The organism is Luteimicrobium sp. NPDC057192, assembly GCF_042670205.1.
Classification (GTDB): domain Bacteria; phylum Actinomycetota; class Actinomycetes; order Actinomycetales; family Cellulomonadaceae; genus Luteimicrobium.
Window position 1 is genome coordinate 1 of the sequence record NZ_JBHUWD010000047.1, and the last position, 24,018, is coordinate 24,018.

Consider the following 24,018-nt stretch of genomic DNA (forward strand, 5'->3'; position numbering starts at 1 on the left):
GTAGCGCGGAGTCCGTGCTACCTCGGGCGAGAAGCGCTACCTCGCGCGCGGGGTCGGCGTCTCAGCGGTTCTTCGACGCCTTCTGCAGCGCCTTCTCGCTGATCGGCGCCCGGCCGGTCGCACGCTCCTCGCGGTAGTAGGCGCGCGCCTCGTCCTGCCGCTCCTTCTCGATGCCGGTCGCGATCTCGGCGCGCAGGTGCGCGGGGCCGTAGCCGAACGCGTCGACGAGGTCCTGCACGTGCGGGCGCAGCCGGCGGACGAGGCGGTCGAGGTAGCCCGTCACGGTCCGCGCGCGCTGCGCGGAGAGGCGCCCGTTGACGACGTACCAGCCGATCTCGCGCTCGACGAGCGACAGCCCGTAGGCGTCGCGGACCCAGGTGAGGACCTGGCGGGTGCCGGCGTCCTCGACGCTCGCGAGCGCGCGGGTGAACGCCTCCCACTTGAGCAGGTGGCCGTACGCGCGCGAGACCTCGACGAGCTCGTGCTGGTGCTCGTTGAACAGGTCGAACGCGGCCTGCGGGTCGAGCTTCGACGCCGGCCGGAGCGCGGCGCCGAGCTCGGCGACGGCGACGTGGACGCGGTCGGCGAGGAGCTCGCGCTGCGTCTCCTCGGACCGCAGGTGCCCAGCGGCCCGACGCGCGGAGCCGGCGTCGGAGATCGCCTGGACCGCGCGGTTCAGGCCGCTGCCGTGCAGCGCCGAGTCGGCGGCGCGGGCCGCGACGAGCTTCGCGATGTCGCCCGCGCTCGCGCCCTTGAACTGCTTCGCGTAGTCGCCGAGGAGCCGCTTGCCGACGAGCTGCAGGAGGACGGTGTTGTCGCCCTCGAACGTCGTGTAGACGTCGAAGTCGGCGCGCAGCTGGGTGAGCCGGTTCTTCGCGATGAAGCCGGCGCCGCCGCAGGCCTCACGCGCCTCGAGGAGCGTGTCCATCGTGAACCAGGTGGACGTCGCCTTGAGGGCGGCGGCCATGGTCTCGAGGTCCTCGCGCGTCTCCGGGGTGTCCTTGCGGCCCGAGAAGACGTCGTCGAACAGGGCGAGCAGCTCCTCGTGCGCGAAGCTCATCGCATACGTCTCGGCGATCCGCGGGATCAGCCGGCGCTGGTGGCGGCCGTAGTCGAGCAGGACGACCTCGTCGAGGCCCGCGCCCGCGAACTGGCGGCGCTCGTTCGCATACCGGACGGCGATCGCGAGGGCCATCTTGGAGACCACGCCGGACGCGCCGTCGAGCGACACGCGCCCCTGGACGAGCGAGCCGAGCATGGTGAAGAACCGGCGGCCCGGGCTCTGGATCGAGGACGTGTAGCTGCCGTCCTCGGCGACCTGGCCGTAGCGCGCGAGGAGGTTCTCGCGCGGGACCCGCACGTGCGTGAAGTGCAGGCGGCCGTTGTCGATGCCGTTGAGCCCGCCCTTGAGGCCGTCGTCCTCGCCGCCGACGCCGGGCAGGAACCCGGCCGCGCGCCCGTCGGGCCCGACCTCGCGGATGGGCACGTAGAACGCGTGCACGCCGTGGTTCACGCCCTTGCTCACGAGCTGCGCGAAGACGACGGCGGCGACGCCGTCGCGGCCCGCGTTGCCGAGGAACTCCTTCCACGCCCCGCGGAACGGGGTGTGGAGGTCGAACTCGCCGGTCTCGGGGTCGTAGGTGGCGGTCGTCCCGACGGACGCCACGTCGGAGCCGTGGCCGATCTCCGTCATCGCGAACGCGCCGGGCACGGCCAGGTTCATCGCGCCCGGGAGCAGGCGGTCCTGCTGCTCGGGCGTGCCGAGGTGCAGGATCGCGGCGCCGAACAGGCCCCACTGGACGCCCGACTTGATCTGGAGCGACAGGTCCGCGACCGCGAGCTCCTCGAAGCCCGCGATGTTGCCACCGGGCGAGTCCTCGCCGCCGAGGCGCGCGGGGAACGCGCGGAGCACGTGGCCACCTTCGACGAGCAGCTTGAGCTGGCCGAAGACCCGCTCGCGCTGGCCCTCGAGCGGGAGGCTGTCGTCGCGGACGATCCGCTCGTCGGTCGCGGCGGCGCGCGACTTCGTGCGGATGTCGGCCCACTGCCCGAGCAGCAGTCGGGACAGCGCGTCGACGTCGACGCGACCCGACTCGGGGGCGCCGGCGTCGAGCGCGGGGACCTGCTCGGTCTCCGGCGCCGGGACGACGGGCTCCTCGGGGGGAACGGCGGCGGGACGCACGTCGGTGGCGGTCATCGGGACTCCTTCGCGATGGACTTCGGCCGGGAGGCGGTGCGGCTCGCCGCGGTCACGCCCTCCCACAGCCAGGTCGTGATCTGCTCGGCGAGCGCGTCGCGGTCGGGGACGCCGGGCTGGCCGCGGCGCGCCAGCCACCACTCGCCCGTGCCGCGGACGAACGACGACTGCCCGGTCGCCCAGGCGGACGCGGCGACCTCGTCGAGGCCGAGCTCGCGCACCGCGGGCACACGCATGAGCTCGTCGATCTCGTCGATGAACGTCGTGAGCGGCGGACGCCCGTCGCCCGTGATGCGGGGCCCGGCGTCGGACCCGATGATCGAGCCCGTGCGCGTCACGAAGTAGTAGACGTTCGGGGAGTGCTCGATCATCGCGAGGTAGGTGTCGACCATGGCCGCGATGCCGTCGCGCAGGGACTCGGCCGAGTGGAGGGCCTGGTCGAGCGCGTCGCGGATCTCGGCCACGACCTGCGCGCCGACCGCGATCTGCAGGCCTACCTTGTCCTCGAAGTAGCGGTAGATGATGGACTTGGAGGTACCGGCGAAGGCGGCGATCTCTTCCATCGAGACGTCGGAGCCCTTGCGGTGCACCGCCTTGCGGGTCGCGTTGACGAGCGCGGCTCGTCGCGCGGCACGGTGGTCGTCCCACCTGGTGGAGCGGCCGTCGGTGCTGGCCGGCTCGGCCGCCTGATCCGGTGTGGGCTCGTGGGGAGCCTCCAGCGAGGAGGACTGCGTCGTTGCACTCACGAGACTGACAGTATCAGGTACTGTGAGTCTTGGACATCCGAGCATTCCGAGCAACGAGGCGAGAGGACCCCCGATGTCACCCCGCAAGACCACCCCGGCCCAGCCCACCAGCACCTCCGCGACGGCACCCGCTGTCCGCGACGCGGTGATCGTCGGCGGCAACCGCATCCCCTTCGCCCGCGCCGGCTCGGCGTACCGGTCGGCGTCGAACCAGGAGATGTTCACCGCGGCGCTCGAGGGGCTCGTCGCCCGCTTCGGCCTGCAGGGCGAGCGCCTCGGCGAGGTCGTCGGTGGCGCCGTCCTCAAGCACTCGCGCGACTTCAACCTCGTGCGCGAGTCCGTCCTCGGCTCGTCGCTCGACCCCGCGACCCCCGCCTACGACCTCCAGCAGGCGTGCGCGACCGGCCTCGAGGCGACCATCGCCGTCGCGAACAAGATCCGCCTCGGCCAGCAGGACTCCGGGGTCGCCGGCGGCACCGACACCGTGTCCGACGCGCCGATCGCGGTGAGCGAGGGCCTGCGCCGCGTCCTCCTCGAGGCGCAGCACGCCAAGACCACGCAGGCGCGCCTCAAGGCGTTCGCCAAGCTGCGCCCGGCGGACCTCAAGCCGAACCCGCCCAGCACCGACGAGCCGCGCACCGGCCTGTCGATGGGCGAGCACCAGGCCATCACGACGGCGCAGTGGGGCATCTCGCGCGAGGCCCAGGACGAGCTCGCGCTCGCGAGCCACCAGAACCTCGCGGCCGCCTACGAGGCCGGTTTCTTCGACGACCTCGTCACCCCGTTCCGCGGACTGTCGCGCGACAACAACCTGCGCACCGACAGCTCCATGGAGAAGCTCGCGAAGCTTAAGCCGGTCTACGGCAAGACGCTGGCAGGCTCCGAGCCGAGCATGACCGCGGGCAACTCGACGCCCCTGACCGACGGCGCATCGACCGTCCTGCTCGCGAGCCGCGAGTGGGCGGCGGAGCGCTCGCTCCCCGTCCTCGCGAAGGTCGTCGACGCCGAGACCGCGGCCGTCGACTTCGTCCACGGCGCGGAGGGCCTGCTCATGGCCCCCGCGTACGCGGTGCCGCGCCTGCTGGCCCGCAACGGCCTGACGCTCGGCGACTTCGACTTCGTCGAGATCCACGAGGCGTTCGCGTCGACCGTCCTGACCATCCTCGCCGCATGGGAGGACGACACGTTCTGCCGCGAGCGCCTCGGCCTCGACGCGCCGCTCGGCAAGGTCGACCGGTCGGTCCTCAACGTGCACGGCTCGTCGCTCGCGGCGGGCCACCCGTTCGCCGCGACCGGCGGGCGCATCGTCGCGACCACCGCGAAGATGCTGTCCCAGCGAGCCGCGGAGACCGGCAGGCCGGCCCGTGCCCTGATCTCGGTCTGCGCGGCTGGCGGCCTCGGCGCCACCGCGATCCTCGAGAGCGCGTGACCGACGATTCTGCCGCGAGGAACACAAGGAGCACCGTGACCGACACCTATCTGCGCCTCGTCAACAGCGGCGTCACCAAGAAGCTCGCGAAGCAGCTCGGGCTCCCCCGGCCCGCGGTGCTGCGCCGCTACGAGCCCGGCCAGCCCCTCGTGACCGGGCCGGTGCTCGTGCTGGGCCGTGGCGACAGCCTGCCGCCCGCGTCCGACGCCGCACCGACGTCCCCCGACGCCGACGCCGTCGCCCGGCTCCTGACCGGCTGGGGCCTCGACGTCCGCCGCCACCCGAGCCAGCTCGAGGACGGCGGCCGCTGGGCCGGCGTCGTCGTGGTGCTGACGGAGGCCGAGACGCCCACGGACCTGTCCGGGCCGATGCTCGCGCTCGGCTCGACACTGCGCCGGATCGCGCCCAGCGGACGCATCGTCACGGTGTCCCGCGCCGCCACGCCCGACGACGGTCCCGCGCTGTCCGCGGTCCGCGTCGGGATCGACGGGGTGCTCCGGTCCGTCGCGAAGGAGCTGCGCGCGGGCGCGACCGGGAACGGCGTCGTCCTCGCGGGCGACGCGACGCTCGACGGGCCGTCGGTCGCCGGGCTGCTGCGCTTCTTCCTGTCGAGCAAGAGCGCGTTCGTCGACGGGCAGCTCGTCACGGTGTCGTCGGACGCGGGCGTGCTGCCCGGTGCCGACGGGGCCTGGGAGAAGCCCCTCGACGGCAAGGTCGCGGTCGTCACCGGGGCCGCCCGCGGCATCGGGGCCGCGATCGCGAAGGTGCTCGCGCGCGACGGCGCGACCGTCGTCTGCGTCGACGTGCCCGCCGCCGGGGACGCGCTCGCGAAGGTCGCCAACCAGGTCCGCGGCACCGCCCTCCAGCTCGACATCACCGCCCCCGACGCGGGCGACCGCCTGCTCGCGCACGCGCTCGAGCGGCACGGGCACCTGGACGTCGTCGTGCACAACGCCGGGATCACGCGCGACAAGCTGCTCGCGAACATGACGCCCGACCGGTGGGACTCCGTGGTCGCGGTGAACATCGCGGCGCAGCTGCGGATGAACGAGCAGCTCCTCGCCTCCGGGAAGCTGGCCGAGGGTGCGCGGATCGTGTCGCTCGCGTCGACGTCGGGCATCGCGGGGAACCGCGGCCAGACGAACTACGCGGCCTCCAAGGCCGGCGTGATCGGCATGGTCCGAGCCACCGGGCCGCTGCTCGCCCCCACGGGCGGGACCGTCAACGCGGTCGCGCCCGGATTCATCGAGACCGAGATGACGGCGAAGATCCCCGCGCTCACGCGGCAGGTCGCCCGGCGCCTCGACTCGCTCCAGCAGGGCGGCCTGCCCGTCGACGTCGCGGAGACCATCGCGTTCCTCGCGTCGCCCGTCGCGGGCGGCGTGAACGGTCAGGTCGTGCGCGTGTGCGGGCAGAACCTGGTGGGCCAGTGAGCGCAGGCGCACCGGGCGGCCCGGACCGCAGGACGGTCACGCTCGACGCCGTCCCCCGGCTCGGCGGGCTCTACGCCCGCGGGCTCGCGGGGTCGGTCACGCGGATGCGGCCGGCGCGCGGAGAGCCCGTCCTGCCGGACGTCGCGCTGCGCGTCGCGGGCGTCGACACCGGGGACGTGGGGCTGCGCGAGCGGCTCGCGTCGTACGGGCGTCTGGTCGGGGAGCCCGCGTCCGACGTGCTGCCCGCCGGCTTCGTCCACGTGCTCGCGTTCCCCGTCGCGACGGCGCTCATGACGCGCGACGACTTCCCGCTCCCCCTGCTCGGCATGGTGCACCTCGCCAACACGGTGCGGGTGGCGCGGCCCGTCGTCGTCGGCGACGTGCTGGAGGTGCGCGCCTGGGCGCAGGACCTGCGGCCGCACCGCCGGGGCGCGCAGGTGGACCTCGTGACCGAGGTGCGCACCGACCCCGCCGACGACGCGCCCGCGTGGCGCGGCGTGTCGACCTACCTCGCGAAGGACGTCACGGTCCCGGCCACCGCCGAGTTGTCCGAAGCTCACGGGGGTATACCCCCGCGAGGTTCTGACAACTCGCGTCAGCACCCGCTGCCGACTGGGCGGTGGACCCTCGACGCCGCGACCGGGCGCCGGTACGCCGCCGTCTCGGGTGACCGGAACCCGATCCACCTGTCGGCGCTGTCCGCGAAGGCGCTCGGGTTCCCGCGCGCCATCGCGCACGGGATGTACACCGCCTCGCGCGCCCTCGCCGGGGTCGCTCGCGAGCGGGGCGACGCCTACGACTGGTCCGTCGAGTTCGCGCGGCCCGTGCTCCTGCCGGGCGTCGTCGACGTCTCCGTCCGGCCCGACGGCGCCCGCTGGGTCTACGAGGGCTGGGACGCACGGAAGGGCGCGACCCACTTCACGGGCTCGGTCGTCCCGCGGGGCTGACGGTCGACGGCTCCGCGTCGTCGCCGCCGACCGCGGCCCCGTCGAGGGTGGGGCTGACCCCGTCGTCCAGCCGCGCCGCGGGTCCCGGGACGAGCAACAGCCGTGGGTCGGGCTGCGCGTCCGTGAGCGCCTTCGGAAGCACGCCCTCGACGTAGACGACGTCATTCACGGGTTCGTAGCCGTACCCGCCCGACACGTTCTCGCCCGAGTCGCCAGCCTCCCGGAACGTGTCGCCGACCTGCCGCTTGAGGGCGGCGACCGACGCCGCGGTGAACCTGCTCTGCTCGAAATGCACCCAGAGCGGCCCGACGGTCCGGTCGACCGGCACCTCGCGGTCGGCGGGCACCCGCACGAGCACCGTCGCCTCGCCGGTGTAGGCGTACCCCAGGTCGTGCGCGGCGTGCGCCACGCGGGCGAGCGCCCGGAGGTCGTCGCTGTCGCCGACGGTCCGCGTCCAGGTCGGCGACGGGAGTGCCGGGGCCGGGGACGACGCCGGGGCCGCCGCCGCTGAGGACGCGGCCGGTTCCACCGTCGCGCCGGGCCCGGAGGCACAGCCGGTCAGGACGAGCCCCGACGCCACACCGACCGTCACCAGGACCGACGCACGTACCAGGCGACGTCCCGAGCGGGACCGAGGGGACCGACCGCAGGGCTCCATACCGCGTACACGCACGACCGGGCCCAAAGGTTGCGTGACGAGGGCGCCGAGGCTCGGGGACGTCACGCGCTGAGGTGGCGGACCTGCGGCCAGACGCTCGCCCACGAGCCGGCCGGCCGCTCGCAGACCCGGACCGCGCCGCCCTGCTCCTCGTTGTCGACGTCGTCGCCGTTGTCGACGTGCGCGACGACCCGGCAGCCCTGCGCCCAAGCGGGGACCACGTCGTAGCCGACCAGGACGAACGGCCCGGTCGAGCCCTCCGGGTGGCCCCAGTCCGCGTAGCCGTTGTGCCCCGAGTACACGGGCACGGACGACCCGTACCAGTCCAGCGCCCCCGCCTCGCCGTAGTTCGCGGCGACGACGGCGGTCGCCCCGGCCGCTCGGGCGGCGTCGTCGACGGTGCGCACGAAGGCGGGCCAGCCGATCATCTCGGCCTGGTCCTCGTTGATCCCGGAGTAGAACGACGCCCCGAACGCGTGAGGCGACAGGATCGGGAGCCCCGCCGGCCAGAACGGGATCGCCACGAGTGCGACGACGGCACCCATCGCCACGAGCGAGCGCCGGCTTCGGCGCTCGGCCAGCCCGCAGCAGCCGGCGGCGACCAGCACGGGCACGAGCCCGGTCAGGTAGTAGGCCTTGCCACCGGTGGCGAGGAAGAACACGACGAGCAGGGCGAACGCCCACGCGAACGGCCGGGCCGTCGCGAGCGCCGGCACCCGCCAGAGCCGGACGAGCCCGTACACCCAGATCGCGGCCACGACCGGGCTGAAGAGGACCACGAGCAGCCCGACGAACGCGAGGCGCTCGCCGAGCGTGCCGTACTCGGCGTTGATGTCGCTCGCGAGGGTCAGCTGCGGCCAGCCGTGCGAGGCCTGCCAGAGCAGGTTGGGCAGCCACAGGACGAGCGCGATCCCGCCGCCCGCCCACAGCCACGGCGACCGCAGGTGGTGCCGGGTCGCGGGGACGACCGCAACGCCGGCGAGCAGCGCGCCCAGCAGGAACACGACGGTGTTCTTGTCCTCGAGACCCACGCCCGCGACCGCCCCGACGGCCAGCCAGAGCCTCGGGCGGTCCCGCCGCAGCGTCACCAGCGCCGCGTACACGACGGCCGCCCAGAAGAACGCATCGACGGACGCAGTCGAGAGCATGTGCCCGAGGACGACCGTCACGACGCCGGTCCCCGTCGCGACGACGGTCAGCACCTGCGCGGCGACCCCGCCGCCAAGCTCGCGCGCCGACAGACCCGCCAGCACGACGACACCCGCCAGCGCCAGCGCGGCCGGCACGTGCAGCGCGGCGACCGACCCGGGCGCGACGAGCGTCGCGAGCCGCGCGATCGCCGGGGTCAGGGGCGGTTGGTCGGGATAGCCCCAGGCGAGGTGGCGCCCGGCCTCCGCGAAGTACAGCTCGTCGCGGTGCGGCCCGTAGCGCCCCGCGTCGACGAGGAGCGCCGCGAGCAGCAGCGCGACCACGACCAGCACCGGACCCCACGCGACGGGCGGCACGGCGCGCGCACCGGCGCGACGTCGCTCCGGCGTCGTGCGGGTCGTCGCTGCGGGGGCCGCGGCCCCCTCCCCTGCCACGACCGCGAGCGTAGCGCCGGGGCCGCCCCCGGGACAGCGTCGTCGACCGGGGCGACCGTCGTCCGGTGTCACCGCCGCGTGCCACCCTGTCCGTCATGCCCTTCGTGCTGGAGCCCGAGTCCTACGTCGACGACGTCACCCTCGAGGGAGACGACCTCACCGGGCAGGACGGCACCGACGCCCGGATCGACGGCTGCACGTGGCGCGGCGTCCGGCTCGACGAGGTCGTCCTGCGCCGCGGCCGCCTCAGCGACACCACGCTCGACACGGTGAGCGCCACGACGCTCGACGTCACGACGGGCGACTGGCTGGACGTGGTCGTGCGGGACTCGCGCCTCGGCGGCGTGCAGGCCTTCGACGCCGACTGGCGCCGGGTCACGGTGCAGGGCGGCAAGGTCGACTACCTCAACCTGCGTGACGCGCGGCTCGCGGACGTCACCCTCGACGGCGTCACCGTGGGCGAGCTCGACCTCACGGGCGCCCGGACCAAGGGCCTCGTGCTCCGCGACGTCGCGGTCCGCGAGCTGGTGATCGACCGTGCCACGCTCACGGGCGCCGACCTCACCGGGCTCGCGACGGGCGCGCTGCGGGTCCTGCGCGGCGTGGCCGGGCTCCGCGGCGCCCGCATCACGGGGCCGCAGGCGCTCGACCTCCTGCCGGCGCTCGCCGACCACGTGGGGCTCGTCGTCGAGGACTGACGCCACCACGCGCCCGTCGAGGTCAGGCGGGCGCGAGCCGAGCCTCGAGCCCCGCGCGGACGGCGGGCCACTCGTCGGCGAGGACCGAGAAGTAGACGGTGTCGCCCCTCGTCCCGTCGCCGGCCACGCGGTGCGACCGCAGCACGCCCTCGCGCACGGCACCGAGCCGCCCGATCGCCGCGAGCGACCGCGCGTTCCGGGAGTCCGCGCGCAGCGCGACCCGCGCGAGACCCCAGACGTCGAACGCCTGCGTGAGGAGCAGCAGCTTCGCCGCGGGGTTCGTAGGCCCGCCCCACCACGACCGCCCGTAGAGGGTGCCGCCGATCTCGACGCGCCCCTGGTCCGGGACGAGGTCGTAGAACGACGTCGTCCCGCGGAACTGCCGGTCGTCCTGCCCGACGACGGCGAACACCACCTTCCCGGGCGCCGTCACCGACGCGTGGATCCAGTCGCGCACGGCGTCCTCGTCCTGCGGGACCGGGCTCGTGAAGCCCTGCCACGCCGCGGCGTCGACGAGGGCGAGGAGCGCGGGCGCGTCGTGGGCCCTGAGCGGCCGGAGCTCGATCCCGTGCCCGGTGAGAGTGAGGTCGTGGTCCACCGGGTCATCCCACCATGCCGGGTCCCGTCATTGGCGGCCCGTCCGCCACGGGCACGCGCGCCGTCACCACGAAGCCGCCGTCCGGCGCGGGACCCGCGCTGAGCTCCCCGCCCAGCCCGGCCACCCGGTCGCGCAGGCCGTCGAGGCCGCGGCCACCCCCGGCCACCGGCGGGGGCGACCCGACCGCGGGGCCGTGGGACCGCACCGCCACGGAGACGCCGGCGTCGCCGACGCTCAGCTCGACGGTCGTGCGCGAGCCCGCGGCGTGCTTGACGGCGTTCGTCAGCCCTTCCTGGACGACCCGGTAGAGAGCCAGCTCTGCGGCGGGCCCGAGGTGGGTGCCGGCAGCCCGGCCCGCGGCGCCGTCGTCGACTAGCTCGACGTCCTGGCCCGAGCGGCGCGCCGTCTCGACCAGCTCCCGGAGGCCGGCGAGCCCGGGGCCGCCGGCGCCGGCCGTCCCGCTCGCGTCGCCCGCGTCGAGCAGGCCCAGCAGCTGCCGCAGCTCGGCGAGCGCCTGGCGGCCCGTCCCGCTGACCGCGACGAGGCTCTCGCGCGCCCGGTCGCGGACGGGGGCGTCGTCGGGCGCGCCGGGCCGCAGCAGGACCTGGGTGGCGTCCGCCTGCACGACCATGGCCGTGACGTGGTGCGTCACGACGTCGTGCAGCTCGCGGGCGAGCCGGACGCGCTCGTCGACGACCGCCGCGGCTGCCTCGCGCCGGCGCCGCTCGGTCTCGGCCGCCGCACGCCACCGCATCCACGACCCGGCGCCCCAGCACAGCACGAGGACGAGCGCGAACGACACGAAGTCGACGAGATGGTCCGGCGACCCGCGGCCGTCAGCCACGACGCAGAGAGCCACGTAGGCGACGGCCGCGGCCGTCGCGACCACGGTGCGGCGGCGCTCCCGGTACGCGCCCGCGCTGTACAGGGCGACGAGGAGACCGAGCGAGGCGACGGTCGGCGGGTACCCGATCGTCTGGTCGACCGCGAAGGCGGCACCGACGACGACCAGGCTCGCCGCGGGCCGCGTGCGCCGCAGCACGAGCGGCAGCGTCTGGAGCAGGACGAGGAGCACCCGCAGCGCGCCGGCCCGGTGCTCGGGGAGCTCGGCGAACGCGATGCCCTGCTGCGCGACCCCCGGGACGTACGCCGCGACGGCGAGCGCGAGGGCGAGCGGCGCGTCGCGCACGGTGACGGGCCAGGTCCGCCACCGGTCCCGCAGGACGCCCACGGCCCCACGCACCCGCCCTCCGGTACGCTCCCCCACGTTCACGCGGTCACCCTACTCAGGTGGCCGGCCCCGACCCGGGAGCGTCCATGACCGACCCCGACCGTCCCGTCCGTGTGCTCGTCTGCGACGACCAGGCCCTGGTCCGCGCCGGGTACGCCACGATCTTCACGGGGTACGGGTTCGACGTCGTCGGCGAGGCGGCCGACGGCGCCGCCGCGGTCCGGCTGGCACGCGAGCTGGAGCCGGACGTCGTCGTGATGGACGTCCACATGCCCGGGGTCGACGGGATCGAGGCGACCCGGCTCCTGGCCGGTCCGGACGCCACGTCGCCCGCGAAGGTGCTGGTCGTGACGACGTTCCACACCGACGAGAACGTGTACGAGGCGTTGCGCGCGGGCGCGAGCGGGTTCCTGCTCAAGGACGCCACGCCGGACCAGCTCGTCGAGGGCGTCCGCACGGTCGCGGCCGGGGAGTCGTTGCTGGCACCGAGCGTGACCCGGCAGCTGATCGGTCGGTACGCGACCCGCATCAAGCCAGCCGCCCCGGCGGGCACGGACGACACGGCCCTCGCCGCGCTGACCCCGCGCGAGCTCGAGGCGCTCACGCTGATCGCGCGCGGGCTGTCGAACGCGGAGATCGCCGACGAGCTCGTCGTGAGCCGCGAGACCGTGAAGACCTACGTCTCGCGGATCCTCACCAAGCTGGACCTGCGCGACCGCGTCCAGGCCGTCGTCCTCGCGTACCGGCTGGGCCTCGTCACGGCCGACGGCTGAGCCCGGCCAGGGCGCTGACGTACCGGCGGGCGATCACGCGCTGCCCGATCCGCCCGGCCGGTCCGGCCACGCGCAGCGCCCAGGCACGAGGCTGCGACCAGGCGGCGACGTCCCCGCGGACGTCGCCGTCGTCGTCGAGGAGGACCGCGAAACGCTCGGTGCCCTCCTCGGCGTGGTCGGGCTCGGTCGCGTAGAGCACCCACGCCGCGCGGTCGTCGCGGCCGGCGTCCACGACCAGGCACGTGCCGCCCAGCGGGAGCGGGCCGAGCCGGACCCGCACGCGCACGCCCACCGCCGCCCGGACGGGGGCGCCCCCGGACGGGTCGCTCACGCGCACGCCCGCGCCGTCGTGCATGCGCCAGGTCGCCAGCGCGTCCGCCGCGCGCGCGAACGCTTCGGGCCCCCGCCCGACGACGCCGCTCACGTGCAGCGGGTGGGCGCGGTCGAGCGCGGGGCCGGGCCAGGCGGCACGGGGGTCGGGCAGCACGCTCGGAGGCTACTCCAGGGACATCCCGGTCTCGACGTTGAGGATGTTGCCGTCCGGGTCCGTGAACCAGGCGGCGCGGGTCTCCCCGTCGACGAGGACGCCGTCCTCCCAGGTCCCCTCGGGCACGTCGAACGTCAGGAGCTCGACCCCCGCGGTACGGAGCGCCGCGACCTCGGTGTCGAAGGCGTCGGCCGCGATCTGGAACGAGATCCCGGTCGCCTTGTTCGTGCCCGCGAACGACGACGTGTAGACGAGGAAGCCGCCGGACGGGGTGCGGTAGACGACGCCGTCGGGGCCGACCACGGGGTCGGGCAGCCCGAGGGTGTGCTCGTAGAAGGTGCGCGCCCGGTCGAGGTCGGTGACCGCGAGGACCGGGATGGCGGTGTGGTCGGTGAGCATGGCGCCCTCCACGGCGGGCCGACCGACCCTCGGCCGTCCGGCCGTTCCTCCCAGGCTAGGAGCCCCCGGTGAGGACCGGGAGCCCCGCGGCGGGTGATCTCAGTCGAGCGCGGGACCGCAGCCCGCGGACTCGGCGATGAACCCGGCCGCCGCGGTCGCGACGAGCCCCGACAGCCCCGATGCCTCGGGCAGCGGGCGGGGGTCGTCCTCGACGACCCACAGCCCGTCGACGACGGCGTACGTCGCGGTCGGCCCCTTGGTCACGAACGTCTCGAGCGCGCTGATCAGCCGCTCGACCTCCTCGCCGCTGGTGCCGACGCCCACGCTCGCGCGGATCGCGCCCGCGGCGTGGCCGAGGCGGCGCAGCAGCGGGTGGGCGCAGAACCGGCCGTCGCGGACCCCGATGCCGTGCTCGGCCGAGAGGTACGCGGCGACGAGGCCCGGGTCGTGGTCGTCGACCGAGAACGTCACGACGCCGACCGGGTCGGCGGCGTCCTGCCAGACCCGCACGACGCGCACCCCGGGGATCGCCTCCAGGCCCGTGACGAGCCGGTCGCGCAGCACGCGCTCGTGCTCGCGCAGCGCGGCGTCGTCGACCTCGCCCAGGGCGCCGCACGCCGCCGCGAGCGCAACCGCTCCCAGGACGTTCGGCGACCCGGCCTCGTGCCGCGCGGGCGCGGGGTGCCAGACGACGTCGGTGGTGGTGACGTTGCGGACCGCGCCGCCGCCCGCGAGGTACGGCGTGCCGGTGTGGAGCCAGTCGCGGCGCCCGACGAGCGCACCCGCGCCGTAGGGCGCGTACGTCTTGTGGCCGGAGAACGCGACGTAGTCGACCCCCGTCGCCGCGAGCGAGAACCGGCGGTGCGGGACGAGCTGCGCGCCGTCGAGGAAGAGGCGCGCGCCGGCGTCGTGCGCGAGGGCGACGACGGCCGCGACCGGCAGCGACTCGCCCGTCACGTTGGACGCTCCCGTGACCGCGACGAGCGCGTACGGGTCGCCGGCCGCGGCGGCGTCCGCCAGCTCCGCACGCAGCGCGTCGAGGGTCCCGGCGACGGTCGGCGCGGCCTCCAGCGTGGTCGCCCGGACGGCGCCGTCGCCGGCCGCGCCCTCGCCGCGCCACGGGAGCAGGTTCGCGTGGTGCTCGGTGTCGAGGACGAGCACCCGCCCCGGCGCACCCGACGCGGCGGCCGGCACGCAGCCCGCGAGGAGGTTGGTCGCGTCGGTGGTGTTGCGCACGACGATCGTGACGTCGTCCTCGCGGGCCCCGACGAACGCGCCGACCGCCTGGCGCGAGGCCTCGTAGAGGGCGGTCGAGACCTGGGACAGGTACCCGGCGCCGCGGTGCACGCTCGCGTAGAGCGGCAGGACCTCGGCGACCCGGTCCGCGACCGAGCGCAGCGCGGGCGCCGACGCGGCGACGTCGAGGTTGGCGTAGGCGACGCTGCGTCCGTCGACGAGCGGGACGAGGGTGTCGGAGCCGACGACGGGCAGCAGCGGCCCGGCGGTGGACACGGTCGGACAGGTCAGGGTGTCGGTGGTCGTCATGGTGCCTCCAGCGGTCAGGGGGCACGGCCGGGACGGCCTACCCCGCGCTTGCCCGACGCCGCCACGGCGTGGGCCTGGTCGTCACCCGGGGCACCCCGCCGCGAGGGGAGGGTTGCCGGCCAGCGAGCCGGGGCTTGTCCGCGCACGCCCGCGGGGCGTGGAGGTCGCTGGCGCTCATGACCTGGTGCCCATGGTCCGGGAGCGCCGCGAGCCGTGTCAACGAGCGGGCGTAACGTCTCGTGATGTGGGACGGCGCGGCTGCCGCGCGTACGATCGCAGGGTCCATCCGGAGCGGCCGAGTGACGTGGCACGACGACGCCGCAGCAACCCGCGGACCTGTCATCCCTCGGGCGCGCCTCGAGACGTACAGGCCCGGTCGAGGGTGCTAACGCCACGACCGATGGCGCGCGTCGTGCGCGACGCGCCGAAGGAGGCCCCCCATGAGCGTGACCGCCCGACCCGCCGACGGCTACGCCGGCGACATCACCCCCCAGCAGGCGTGGGACCTGCTGCGCGACGACCCGTCCGCCGTGCTCGTCGACGTCCGCACCGACGGCGAGTGGCGCGCGATCGGCGTCCCCGACACCGCCGAGCTCGGCAAGGAGACCGTGTTCGACGAGTGGGTGACGGGCGACGGCCGCCCCAACCCCGCGTTCCTCGACCAGCTCACCGCGGCCGGCGTCGAGGCGGGCGCGGGCCCGGTCGTGTTCCTGTGCCGCTCCGGCCAGCGCTCCATCGGCGCCGCCCGCCTCGCCACGCAGGCCGGGATCGGCCCCTCGTACAACGTCCTCGAGGGCTTCGAGGGCGCGCCCGGGCTCGACGGCGTGCGCAACCGCGAGGGCTGGAAGGTCGCCGGCCTCCCCTGGAAGCAGCAGTGAGCCCGTCCCCGCTCCCCGAGGGCGGCGTCCCCACCGGGCCCCGGGCCAACGAGGTCCTCTTCGGCGGGTCGGGCCGCGGCCCGCTCCCCGCGACCGCGCGCCCCGCGACGCTCGCCGTCCGCGGCGGCCACCGCCGGTCCGACTACGCCGAGACGTCCGAGGGCCTGTTCCTCACGCAGGGCTACGTCTACGACTCCGCCGCGGACGCCGAGGCCGCGTTCAAGGGCGAGCAGGAGCGCTTCGTCTACTCCCGGTACGGCAACCCGACGGTCCACACGTTCGAGGAGCGCCTGCGCCTCATCGAGGGCGCCGAGGCCTGCTACGCGACCGCGTCCGGCATGTCGGCGGTCTTCACGGCGCTCGCGGCGCTCGTCGGGCAGGGGTCGCGCATCGTGTCCGCGCGCGCGCTGTTCGGCTCGACCGTCGTGATCTACGAGGAGATCTTCGCCAAGTGGGGCGTCAAGGTCGACTACGTCGACGGGCACGTCCTCTCGCAGTGGGAGGAGGCGCTCGCCACCCCCGCCGACGTCGTCTTCTTCGAGACGCCGTCCAACCCCATGCAGGACCTCGTCGACGTGCGCGCGGTGACCGACCTCGCGCACCGCGCGGGCGCCGTCGTCGTGCTCGACAACGTGTTCGCGACGCCCGTGCTGCAGAAGCCGCTCGAGCTGGGCGCCGACGTCGTCGTGTACTCGGCGACCAAGCACATCGACGGGCAGGGCCGCGTGCTCGGCGGCGCGATCCTCGGGACGGCCGAGTTCCTCGAGGGGCCGGTCCAGACGTTCGTCCGGAACACGGGGCCGTCGCTGTCGGCGTTCAACGCGTGGGTGCTGCTCAAGGGCCTCGAGACCCTGCCGGTGCGGGTCCGTGCCCAGAACGACGCCGCGCTCCGGGTCGCGACCGCGCTCGAGTCCCTGCCCGGCGTCGGGCGTGTGCGCTACCCGTTCCTCGACTCGCACCCGCAGGCCGAGCTGGCCCGCGCGCAGCAGACCGGCGGCGGCACCGTCGTGACGTTCGACCTCGACGTCCCCGAGGGTACCGACCCCGACGACGCCAAGAAGCGCACGTTCGCGTTCCTCGACGCGCTGCAGGTCGTCGACATCTCGAACAACCTGGGCGACGCGAAGTCCCTCATCACGCACCCCGCCACCACGACGCACCGCAAGCTCGGTGCGGAGGGGCGGGCCGCCGTCGGGATCGCGGAGACGACCGTGCGCCTGTCCGTGGGCCTCGAGGACCCGCTCGACCTGATCGAGGACGTCGAGCAGGCGCTCGCCGCCCGCTGACCCCGCGAGGTACCCCGGCATCCCGTCTACTTCGCGACGTGCACCGGATGCCGGGGTACGTCGCGAGATGGGCGGGGGCTCAGCCCCAGGCGGGCAGCTCGGGGAGGTCCGGCCCGCCGCGGCCCAGGAGCCAGGCGAGGACCTCGTGGTCCGCGAGCCCGTCGGGCACCGCGACGCCCGGCGCGCGCGTCGGGAGCAGCGTGAGCTCGTCGGGCAGGAAGGTGCGAGCGAAGTCGCCCGGCCACTGCCCGCTGTGGTGGTCGCCGCCGAGGTCGAGCCGGTGCACCTCGACCTCGCGCCACCGCGACATCAGGAGCCGCATCGCCGGGTAGCTCTCCTGCGGCGTCGACACCTCACCGGCCCACACCTCGTCCGGGAGCGCGGCGAGCGTGACGTCGCACGCGACCGCGCTGACCTCGACGTCCGCGACGAGCGCGCCCCAGTCCCGGCCGGCGCCCGCCTCGATCTCCGCGGCCCGCCCCGCTCCCCCGCCGACGTACTTCTCCGTCGTCACGCCGATCGCTGCGGCCACGGCCATCCGCGCCGTCGCGTCGGCGTGCCGGGCCACGTGCGTGAGCAGGTGGCCGACGGTCCAGCCGGGCAGGCGCGTCGGCGTCTTCGGGTCGAGCGGCTCGAGGTCGAGGTCGTCGAGCAGACGGCGCTGCGAGTCGGTGATGCGGGCGAGGTAGAGCTCGGCCTGGTCGGGCGACGCGATAGTCATGGCCCCATCCTCCCGCGCCCGGGCCAGGATGGGACCGTGACGACCACGACTCCTGCCTCGACCCTCGTCCGCGCCGACAACCCCGGCCCCATGACCCTCGACGGCACCAACACCTGGGTGCTCCGCGCCCCCGGCGCGCGGGGCTGCCTCGTGGTGGACCCCGGGCCCGACGACGCAGCCCACCTCGCGAGGGTCGCGGAGGTCGCGCTCGGCGACGGTCGTGGCTGGGTGGCGGGCGTCGTCGTGACGCACCGGCACGCCGACCACACGGCCGGGGCAGCGCTGTTCGCCGGGGCGGTCGGAGCGCCGCTGCGCGCCGCGCTGCCCGAGCTCTGCTCGCCGGGTGAGGCGCCGCTGCAGGACGGTGAGGTGCTCGACGTCGACGGGCTGCGGGTCGTGGTCGTCATGACGCCCGGGCACACGTCGGACTCGGTGAGCCTCCACCTCCCTGACGACACCGCGGCGGGCGCGATCCTCACGGGCGACACCGTCCTCGGGGCCGGAAGCACCGTCCTCATGGAACGGGACGGCGGCGACCTCGGCGACTACCTGGCCTCCCTCGACCGGCTCGCCGCGGTGTGCGCCTTCTCGGGACCGCCTGTCGTCGGCCTCCCCGGCCACGGGCCGGTGATCGAGGACCTCGCCGTGCGGGTCGCCGCGTACCGGGCGCACCGGCTCGAGCGTCTCGACGAGGTGCGCGCCGCGCTCGACACCCTCGGCCTGCGGGCCGTGACGGACGACGCGGTGGTGAGCGCCGTCGTCGGGCGGGTGTATCCCGACGCCGGACCCGGGCTGCTCCCCGCGGCCGAGCAGAGCGTCCGCGTGCAGCTCGCCTACCTCGCCCGCGGCGAGGACTGACCGGCAGCCGGCAGGGGTCGCAGGACGAGCGCCGCGAGCACCGCGGCCGACACCGCGAGCCCGCCCACGAGGGCCCCGAGCGCGCCCCACCCGTGGGACGCGAACGCATACCCCGCGAGCCAGCCGACCACGCTCGACCCCGCGTAGTAGAAGAGGTTGTACAGGCTCGTCGCCTGGGCCCGGCCCTGCGGCGCACGCTGCCCCGTCCACCCCGACGCGACAGCGTGCGCCCCGAAGAACCCGGCGGTGAAGACCACGAGCCCGACGAGCACGACCGGCAGCCACGGGACGAGCGTGAGCGCCAGCCCGACCAGCTCGACGGCGACGGACCCGACGAGCGCCGTCCGCCGCCCGAGCCGCTCGACGAGGCGCCCGGACGCCCGCGACGACACCGTCCCGGCGAGGTAGGCGAGGAAGAGCAGGCTGATCGCGGTCTGCGGGAGGTCGAACGGCGCCTTCTCGAGCCGGAACCCCAGGTAGTTGTAGACCGCGACGAACCCGCCCATGAGCGCGAAGCCCTGCCAGAAGAGCACGAGCATGTCGGGGCGCCGGAGGTTCGCGAGGAGGTTGGCGGCGAGCCCGGGGCCCGTGCCGCGCGGCGCCGGCGCGAATCGGCGCGCCGGCGGGACGAGCGTGAGGAAGACGGCCGTCGCCGCGGCCGCGAGGAACGCGACCGTCGCGACGCCCCACCGCCAGCCCACCGCCTCGCCGACCGGCCCGGCGACGAGCCGGCCGAGCAGCCCACCGATCGTCGTGCCCGCGACGTACGTGCCGGCGGCGCCCGGCACGTGCAGCCGGTGCACCTCCTCCGCGAGGTACGCGACCGCGACGGCGGGCAGCCCCGCGAGCGCGGCACCCTCGAAGAACCGCACGACGAGCAACGGCCCGAGCCCGGGGACGAGCGGCACGACGAGACCCAGCACCGTCGCCGCCACGGTGCTCACGCTCATGGCCCGCACGCGCCCCCACCGGTCCGCCACCGCGGACCACGGCACGACGGCGGCCGCGAGCCCGAGCGTCGCGGCCGACACGGTGAGGGCGGCGCGAGGCGCGCTCACCCGCAGGTCCGACGCGAGCAGCGGGAGCACGCCCTGGAGCGAGTAGAGCTGCGCGAACGTCGCCACCCCTGCCGCGAACAGCGCGACCAGGATGCGCCGGTACCCGCGGGACCCCCGGGTGTGCCCCTCCCACGACGACGGCGCTGCTGCGGGTTCCGTGGTGGGTCGTCCTTCCGTGGCGGGGGATGCCCGTCCACGCTAACGCCGTCGGCGGTGCGACCGACCACGGACCGTGCCTACGGTGAAGAACACCACACCGAAGGGAGCGCACCATGCCTGACGCCGACCTCGACGGCCGCCGCGTGCTGGCGATCGTCACAAACTACGGGGTGGAGCAGGACGAGCTCGTCGTGCCCGTCGAGCACCTGCGTGACGACGGCGCCCAGGTGACCGTCGCGGCCGTCTCGGCCGACCCGGTCCAGACGCTAGTGGGCGACAAGGACCCGGGCCGCGTCGTCCTCCCCGACACGACGATCGCCGAGGCGGACCCCGACGACTACGACCTGCTGCTCGTCCCCGGGGGGACCCTCAACGCGGACAGCCTCCGCCTCGACTCCGACGCGCTCGACGTCGTCCGCGCGTTCGCCGACGCCGGCAAGCCCATCGCCGCGATCTGCCACGGCCCGTGGGCGCTCGTCTCGGCGGGCGTCGTCGAGGGCAAGGACATGACCTCGTACGCCTCGCTGCAGACGGACCTGCGCAACGCGGGGGTCGCGTCGTGGACGGACACGTCGGTCGTCCGCGACGAGACGCGGTACCCGCTCGTCACCTCGCGGGACCCCGGCGACCTCGACGACTTCCTCGCCGCGATCGACGACCTCCTCGGCGCCGGCTGACGCCCCGCGCACCCTGACGGAACGCCCGCGCGGCACACCCGGGCGACCCGGCCCGGATGCTTGACTGGCCCCGTGACCTCCCCCGACGTCGCGGGGCCCCGCGACCGCGTCTCCCCCGCGGCGCGTCTCACGGTCGGCGCGCTGACCGGGGTCGTCGTCGGCGCCCTGTGCGGGCTCGTGCTCCCCGTCGGGCTCGCGGTGCTGCTCGCCTGGTGCACGGTCGCGCTGTCGTTCGTCGTGTGGACGTGGGCGACGGTCTGGCCGATGGACGCCGCCAGCACCGCCGCCCACGCGACGCGCGAGGAGCCGACCCGCACCGCGACGCACGCCATCGTCGTCCTGGCGGCGCTCGCGAGCCTGGTCGGCGTCGCGTTCGTGCTGCTGGGCTCCAACGTGAGCAGCAAGGCGTGGGCAGCCGCGGTCGCGGTGCTGAGCGTCGTGTCGTCCTGGGCCGCCGTCCACACGCTGCTCGCGCTCGGCTACGCGCGGCGGTACTACGGCGAGCCGCAGGGTGGCATCGACTTCCACCAGACCGAGCCGCCGCGCTACTCCGACTTCGCGTACGTCGCGTTCACGGTGGGGATGAGCTACGCGATCTCCGACACCGACGTCGGGTCGTCCGCGATCCGGCGGCTCGCGCTCGGGCACGCGCTGCTGTCGTACCTGTTCGGCACGGTGATCCTCGCGGCCCTCATCAACCTCGTCGCGGGGCTGTGAGGTCCGTCTTCACGGCCGCGACGACGTCCTCGAGCGGGATGACCGCACCGCGCAGGCCGCCGGGAGTCGCGTGGAACGTGGCGTTGCTGCCGTCGCCGTCGGGCCCGACGGACGCGTAGCCGAGCGCCGTCCGCACAGCCACCGCGCCGTCCGTGCGGTCCGGCCCACCACCGAGGAACAGGACGACGTCCGCGTCGCGGCCCGGGATCTCCGACTCCAGCGGGAAGCCCTGGTAGCCGGCCGTCGGCGTCGTGTCGGTCGCGGCGCAGCCCTGGGGGTCGATCACGGGGATCATGACCTCGAGCTGCTGCCCGTCGTTCAGGCGGGGCTCGCCCGGCCGCACGGCGACGACGTCGTCGACGGTCACGTGGAACATCTCCATGACCGTCGCGTGGGACTCGTCCGGCGGTTCCTGGCTGGCCTGGGCCGCGTCGTCCATGACGTGCCCGCGGACGACCGCGTCCGTGAAGGTGTCGAGGCTCTGCAGCGACGTGTACCCGGCGGCGTCGATGACGCAGTGGTCCGACGAGCCGCCCGAGCCCGCGGCGCAGCCCGCCAGCAGCGCGACCGCGACCGCGGCGCCCACAGCCCCGGCGGCGACCACCGATGCCCGGACCCGGCCCCCACGCGTCATGGGACCGACGCTAATCGAAACGCGGTCAGGTCGCGTCCCACAGCGCCCGGTAGTAGGCGGTGCGGTCGACGTCGGCCCCGGTGCCGTAGGCGGCGAGGAGCTCGTCCTCCCAGCCCGGCCCGTAGTTCCACCCGGTGCTGTACGTCGCGACGGCGAGGTCGGCCCAGCGGTCGGCGACGCCGAGCGTCCCGAGGTCGACGTGGGCGAGCCAGCGGCCGTCGTCGCCCAGGAGGGTGTTCGGTGCGCACGCGTCGCCGTGGCACACGACGAGGCGCTCCGGCTCGGGGGCCTCGGCGGCCAGGCGGTCGAGGAGCGCGGGGTCCGCGTCGGGGCGGGTCCGCCCCCGGGCGACGCGCGACGCGACGCCCCAGTCGAACGGGCACTCGGCGACGGGCAGGGCGTCGTGCAGGGCGCGCAAGCCCTCCCCGATCGCTCGGACCGCGGTGCGCGGGTCCGACCGCCACCGCTCGCTCACCGCGCTCTCGCCCGCGAGCGCCGCCGTCACGAGCCAGGTCGCGCCGTCGTCGTCGGTGCCGGCGTCGAGGACGCGCGGGACGGGGGTGAACCGCCCCGCCCACGCGAGGCGCTCGGCCTCGGCCGCCAGGTCGAGCTCGGCGGCCCGGTCCGTCGCGGGCGCCCACTTCACGAACCGCGCCCGCGGCCCGTCACCGAGGCGGAACGTCAGCCCGCCGACGGCGTTCTCCCACACCGCGGCGACTACGTCGCCCGCGGCGAGGCGCGTCACGACCGCAGGCACGGCGACGTCGGGCGCGGGCGCGCCGGCGAGGTCGCTCGGTACGTGCGGAGAGGCGTCGACGCCCGTCACGTCAGCAGTCGACGCTCAGGCGGCGACGAGGTGCGCGAGGACCGAGGTGAAGAACGCCAGGCCGTCCGTGCCGGCACGCGGACCGTCCGCCGCGGCAGGGCCGAAGCCGGCCTCGACCGCGTGCTCGGGGTGCGGCATGAGCCCGACGACGTTCCCGCGCTCGTTCGTGACGCCCGCGATCCCGCGGCGTGACCCGTTCGGGTTCCAGCCGTCGTAGCGGAACACGACCCGGCCCTCGCCCTCGAGCTCGTCGAGGGTGTGCTCGTCGGCGACGTACTGGCCGTCCTGGTTCTTGAGCGGGACGACGATGCGCTGGCCCTGCTCGTACTCGTTCGTCCAGGCCGTCGACGCGTTCTCGACGATGAGCGGCTGCTCACGGCAGATGAACGACAGGTGGTCGTTCTTGATCATCGAGCCGGGCAGCAGGTGCACCTCGGTGAGGACCTGGAAACCGTTGCAGATGCCCAGGACGGGCAGGCCGCCGTGCGCGGCGTCGACGACCTTCTCCATGACGGGCGCGAACCTGCTGATCGCCCCGGCCCGCAGGTAGTCGCCGTACGAGAACCCGCCCGGCAGGACGACCGCGTCGACCCCGTGCAGGTCCGCGTCACCGTGCCACAGGGACACGGCCTCGGCACCCGCGAGCCGGACGGCGCGCGCGGCGTCGCGGTCGTCGAGCGTGCCGGGGAAGGTGATGACGCCGACGCGAAGGCCCTGCGCGCCGGCCTCGGCGGTGCTCACGCGAGGCCCTCGGACTCGACCGTCGCTGCGGCGTCGGCCTCGATGTCGGCGACGCGGACGACGTCCTCGATCACCGGGTTCGACAGCACCGTCTCGGCGGCGCGCTGCGCGGCGTCGAGCACCTCGGGCGTGACGTCGCCCTCGACCTCGAGCTCGAAGCGCTTGCCCTGCCGGACGCTCACGAACTGGTCGAAGCCCAGTCGCGGCAGGGCGCCGGCGACGGCCTTCCCCTGCGGGTCGAGGATCTCGGGCTTGGGCATGACGTCGACGACTACGCGTCCCACAGGGGCTCCTTCGAGGGGGGCGCCGCCGGCAGGAGCGCCGGACGGGCACGGGGCGGCGGGGATCCGTGCCCAGTCTACCGGCGCGCAGGGCCCGATCGGCTCGGGCCTCGGGCCGCCCCTTCGTCGAAGTCGCGGAGCCACGCCGCGTAGTCGAGCAGGCCGTGAAGCCTGACGGCCGGAGCGATCTCCAGCGCCGCGCCGCTGAGCACGACGAGCGCGTCCCAGACGACGTCATCCCAGGCCGGGCGGGACGGATCGTCGGCCTCCGCCACGGCGATCGCCTTGTCGGCCCAGCACTCGACCGCGTCCGGCTCGCTCTCACCGCGGGCCAGTCCGACGAGCTGCCGGCGGACCTCCTCGCGGGACGGCAACACCATCGACGACCTCCTCTGCATGCCGGTGCGACGAACCCTAGACGGCGGCGAGCGTCCGGCGTCTGGCGCGAACGACGCGCA

General features: G+C 75.0%; 26 protein-coding genes and 1 riboswitch. Of the genes, 10 read left to right on the forward strand and 16 right to left on the reverse strand.

Annotated elements, in window-relative coordinates; genetic code table 11:
* Positions 1-61: 61 nt before the first annotated feature.
* Entirely contained in the window at positions 62-2,197 is a 2,136-nt protein-coding gene (locus ACFT5B_RS17770) for an acyl-CoA dehydrogenase (protein ID WP_386800508.1), read from the reverse strand.
* On the reverse strand, positions 2,194-2,943 hold the full coding sequence (locus ACFT5B_RS17775) for a TetR family transcriptional regulator (RefSeq protein ID WP_386800509.1): 750 nt from the start codon (positions 2,941-2,943) through the stop codon (positions 2,194-2,196). The genes ACFT5B_RS17770 and ACFT5B_RS17775 overlap by 4 nt, the downstream gene beginning before the upstream one ends.
* Before the next feature lie 73 nt (positions 2,944-3,016).
* Here ACFT5B_RS17775 and ACFT5B_RS17780 point away from each other — a divergent pair, with 73 nt between their 5' ends.
* Genes ACFT5B_RS17780 through ACFT5B_RS17790 form a run of 3 tightly spaced genes read left to right on the forward strand, consistent with a single transcriptional unit; the run spans position 3,017 to position 6,752 of the window.
* The gene (locus tag ACFT5B_RS17780) at positions 3,017-4,372 is read left to right on the forward strand and encodes an acetyl-CoA C-acetyltransferase (protein WP_386800510.1); all 1,356 of its coding nucleotides are present in this window, start codon (positions 3,017-3,019) and stop codon (positions 4,370-4,372) included.
* 35 nt (positions 4,373-4,407) lie between these two features.
* Entirely contained in the window at positions 4,408-5,805 is a 1,398-nt protein-coding gene (locus ACFT5B_RS17785) for a 3-oxoacyl-ACP reductase (protein WP_386800511.1), read from the forward strand.
* Positions 5,802-6,752, forward strand: a complete 951-nt coding sequence (locus tag ACFT5B_RS17790; RefSeq protein ID WP_386800512.1) for a MaoC/PaaZ C-terminal domain-containing protein — start codon at positions 5,802-5,804, stop codon at positions 6,750-6,752. Before ACFT5B_RS17785 ends, ACFT5B_RS17790 begins: the two co-directional genes overlap by 4 nt.
* Here the strand turns inward: ACFT5B_RS17790 and ACFT5B_RS17795 are convergent.
* Entirely contained in the window at positions 6,724-7,344 is a 621-nt protein-coding gene (locus ACFT5B_RS17795) for a hypothetical protein (protein ID WP_386800513.1), read from the reverse strand. The two genes, ACFT5B_RS17790 and ACFT5B_RS17795, sit on opposite strands and share 29 nt — an antisense overlap.
* 128 nt (positions 7,345-7,472) lie before the next feature.
* Entirely contained in the window at positions 7,473-8,993 is a 1,521-nt protein-coding gene (locus ACFT5B_RS17800; RefSeq protein WP_386800514.1) for an ArnT family glycosyltransferase, read from the reverse strand.
* Positions 8,994-9,088: 95 nt separating this feature from the next.
* Here ACFT5B_RS17800 and ACFT5B_RS17805 point away from each other — a divergent pair, with 95 nt between their 5' ends.
* Positions 9,089-9,691, forward strand: a complete 603-nt coding sequence (locus ACFT5B_RS17805) for a pentapeptide repeat-containing protein (RefSeq protein ID WP_386800515.1) — start codon at positions 9,089-9,091, stop codon at positions 9,689-9,691.
* A 22-nt stretch (positions 9,692-9,713) separates the two neighbouring features.
* Here the strand turns inward: ACFT5B_RS17805 and ACFT5B_RS17810 are convergent, their stop codons facing one another.
* Entirely contained in the window at positions 9,714-10,289 is a 576-nt protein-coding gene (locus ACFT5B_RS17810; RefSeq protein ID WP_386800516.1) for a GNAT family N-acetyltransferase, read from the reverse strand.
* Between the two features lie 4 nt (positions 10,290-10,293).
* A complete protein-coding gene (locus ACFT5B_RS17815) occupies positions 10,294-11,562 on the reverse strand; it encodes a sensor histidine kinase (protein WP_386800517.1) in 1,269 nt (422 codons plus the stop codon).
* A gap of 44 nt (positions 11,563-11,606) precedes the next feature.
* Between ACFT5B_RS17815 and ACFT5B_RS17820 the strand changes: the two genes are divergently transcribed.
* Positions 11,607-12,293, forward strand: a complete 687-nt coding sequence (locus ACFT5B_RS17820) for a response regulator (RefSeq protein ID WP_386800518.1) — start codon at positions 11,607-11,609, stop codon at positions 12,291-12,293.
* Here the strand turns inward: ACFT5B_RS17820 and ACFT5B_RS17825 are convergent.
* The 3 genes from ACFT5B_RS17825 to ACFT5B_RS17835 all read right to left on the reverse strand — a co-directional run bounded on the left by ACFT5B_RS17825 (position 12,277) and on the right by ACFT5B_RS17835 (position 14,724).
* A complete protein-coding gene (locus tag ACFT5B_RS17825) occupies positions 12,277-12,780 on the reverse strand; it encodes a DUF1990 family protein (RefSeq protein ID WP_386800519.1) in 504 nt (167 codons plus the stop codon). The genes ACFT5B_RS17820 and ACFT5B_RS17825 overlap by 17 nt on opposite strands.
* A 9-nt stretch (positions 12,781-12,789) precedes the next feature.
* Positions 12,790-13,179, reverse strand: a complete 390-nt coding sequence (locus tag ACFT5B_RS17830; RefSeq protein ID WP_386800520.1) for a VOC family protein — start codon at positions 13,177-13,179, stop codon at positions 12,790-12,792.
* Positions 13,180-13,278: 99 nt separating this feature from the next.
* Positions 13,279-14,724, reverse strand: coding sequence for an aminotransferase class V-fold PLP-dependent enzyme (locus ACFT5B_RS17835; RefSeq protein ID WP_386800521.1), 1,446 nt, complete (start codon positions 14,722-14,724; stop codon positions 13,279-13,281).
* 39 nt (positions 14,725-14,763) lie between these two features.
* Positions 14,764-14,906, reverse strand: a riboswitch (SAM riboswitch).
* Between the two features lie 258 nt (positions 14,907-15,164).
* Between ACFT5B_RS17835 and ACFT5B_RS17840 the strand changes: the two genes are divergently transcribed.
* Both ACFT5B_RS17840 and ACFT5B_RS17845 read left to right on the forward strand, forming a co-directional pair.
* Positions 15,165-15,602, forward strand: coding sequence for a rhodanese-like domain-containing protein (locus tag ACFT5B_RS17840; protein WP_386800522.1), 438 nt, complete (start codon positions 15,165-15,167; stop codon positions 15,600-15,602).
* The gene (locus ACFT5B_RS17845) at positions 15,599-16,888 is read left to right on the forward strand and encodes an O-succinylhomoserine sulfhydrylase (RefSeq protein WP_386800523.1); all 1,290 of its coding nucleotides are present in this window, start codon (positions 15,599-15,601) and stop codon (positions 16,886-16,888) included. Before ACFT5B_RS17840 ends, ACFT5B_RS17845 begins: the two co-directional genes overlap by 4 nt.
* A 79-nt stretch (positions 16,889-16,967) precedes the next feature.
* Here ACFT5B_RS17845 and ACFT5B_RS17850 read toward each other — a convergent pair whose 3' ends face one another.
* A complete protein-coding gene (locus tag ACFT5B_RS17850; RefSeq protein WP_386800524.1) occupies positions 16,968-17,609 on the reverse strand; it encodes a maleylpyruvate isomerase N-terminal domain-containing protein in 642 nt (213 codons plus the stop codon).
* 36 nt (positions 17,610-17,645) lie between these two features.
* Between ACFT5B_RS17850 and ACFT5B_RS17855 the strand changes: the two genes are divergently transcribed.
* Complete coding sequence (locus tag ACFT5B_RS17855) at positions 17,646-18,467, forward strand: MBL fold metallo-hydrolase (protein WP_386800525.1); 822 nt, start codon at positions 17,646-17,648, stop codon at positions 18,465-18,467.
* Here ACFT5B_RS17855 and ACFT5B_RS17860 read toward each other — a convergent pair.
* Positions 18,443-19,618, reverse strand: a complete 1,176-nt coding sequence (locus tag ACFT5B_RS17860) for an MFS transporter (RefSeq protein ID WP_386800537.1) — start codon at positions 19,616-19,618, stop codon at positions 18,443-18,445. The genes ACFT5B_RS17855 and ACFT5B_RS17860 overlap by 25 nt on opposite strands.
* Positions 19,619-19,797: 179 nt before the next feature.
* Here ACFT5B_RS17860 and ACFT5B_RS17865 point away from each other — a divergent pair, with 179 nt between their 5' ends.
* Positions 19,798-20,361, forward strand: a complete 564-nt coding sequence (locus ACFT5B_RS17865) for a type 1 glutamine amidotransferase domain-containing protein (RefSeq protein ID WP_386800526.1) — start codon at positions 19,798-19,800, stop codon at positions 20,359-20,361.
* Positions 20,362-20,433: 72 nt separating this feature from the next.
* Positions 20,434-21,078 carry a DUF1345 domain-containing protein gene (locus ACFT5B_RS17870; RefSeq protein WP_386800527.1) on the forward strand — a complete coding sequence of 215 codons (645 nt, stop codon included), beginning with the start codon at positions 20,434-20,436 and terminating at the stop codon, positions 21,076-21,078.
* On the opposite strand, the gene ACFT5B_RS17875 is transcribed toward ACFT5B_RS17870, so the two are convergent.
* The 5 genes from ACFT5B_RS17875 to ACFT5B_RS17895 form a co-directional block, all read right to left on the reverse strand.
* A complete protein-coding gene (locus tag ACFT5B_RS17875) occupies positions 21,056-21,712 on the reverse strand; it encodes a hypothetical protein (RefSeq protein WP_386800528.1) in 657 nt (218 codons plus the stop codon). The genes ACFT5B_RS17870 and ACFT5B_RS17875 overlap by 23 nt on opposite strands.
* A gap of 25 nt (positions 21,713-21,737) precedes the next feature.
* On the reverse strand, positions 21,738-22,538 hold the full coding sequence (locus ACFT5B_RS17880) for a phosphotransferase (RefSeq protein WP_386800529.1): 801 nt from the start codon (positions 22,536-22,538) through the stop codon (positions 21,738-21,740).
* A gap of 15 nt (positions 22,539-22,553) precedes the next feature.
* Positions 22,554-23,279 (reverse strand): phosphoribosylformylglycinamidine synthase subunit PurQ, encoded by a 726-nt coding sequence (gene purQ / locus ACFT5B_RS17885; RefSeq protein ID WP_386800530.1) that lies wholly within the window; start codon positions 23,277-23,279, stop codon positions 22,554-22,556.
* Complete coding sequence (purS, locus tag ACFT5B_RS17890) at positions 23,276-23,563, reverse strand: phosphoribosylformylglycinamidine synthase subunit PurS (RefSeq protein WP_284293196.1); 288 nt, start codon at positions 23,561-23,563, stop codon at positions 23,276-23,278. The genes purQ and purS overlap by 4 nt, the downstream gene beginning before the upstream one ends.
* 74 nt (positions 23,564-23,637) lie before the next feature.
* Positions 23,638-23,940, reverse strand: coding sequence for a hypothetical protein (locus ACFT5B_RS17895; RefSeq protein WP_386800531.1), 303 nt, complete (start codon positions 23,938-23,940; stop codon positions 23,638-23,640).
* Positions 23,941-24,018 lie beyond the last annotated feature (78 nt).

Bases quoted from the DNA above. Each gene is read 5' to 3' on its own strand.
- ACFT5B_RS17770 (WP_386800508.1), bottom strand. From the start codon at position 2,197: ATGACCGCCACCGACGTGCGTCCCGCCGCCGTTCCCCCCGAGGAGCCC.
- ACFT5B_RS17780 (WP_386800510.1), top strand. From the start codon at position 3,017: ATGTCACCCCGCAAGACCACCCCGGCCCAGCCCACCAGCACCTCCGCG.
- ACFT5B_RS17805 (WP_386800515.1), top strand. From the start codon at position 9,089: ATGCCCTTCGTGCTGGAGCCCGAGTCCTACGTCGACGACGTCACCCTC.
- ACFT5B_RS17820 (WP_386800518.1), top strand. From the start codon at position 11,607: ATGACCGACCCCGACCGTCCCGTCCGTGTGCTCGTCTGCGACGACCAG.
- ACFT5B_RS17830 (WP_386800520.1), bottom strand. From the start codon at position 13,179: ATGCTCACCGACCACACCGCCATCCCGGTCCTCGCGGTCACCGACCTC.
- ACFT5B_RS17835 (WP_386800521.1), bottom strand. From the start codon at position 14,724: ATGACGACCACCGACACCCTGACCTGTCCGACCGTGTCCACCGCCGGG.
- ACFT5B_RS17840 (WP_386800522.1), top strand. From the start codon at position 15,165: ATGAGCGTGACCGCCCGACCCGCCGACGGCTACGCCGGCGACATCACC.
- ACFT5B_RS17850 (WP_386800524.1), bottom strand. From the start codon at position 17,609: ATGACTATCGCGTCGCCCGACCAGGCCGAGCTCTACCTCGCCCGCATC.
- ACFT5B_RS17865 (WP_386800526.1), top strand. From the start codon at position 19,798: ATGCCTGACGCCGACCTCGACGGCCGCCGCGTGCTGGCGATCGTCACA.
- ACFT5B_RS17875 (WP_386800528.1), bottom strand. From the start codon at position 21,712: ATGACGCGTGGGGGCCGGGTCCGGGCATCGGTGGTCGCCGCCGGGGCT.
- ACFT5B_RS17895 (WP_386800531.1), bottom strand. From the start codon at position 23,940: ATGGTGTTGCCGTCCCGCGAGGAGGTCCGCCGGCAGCTCGTCGGACTG.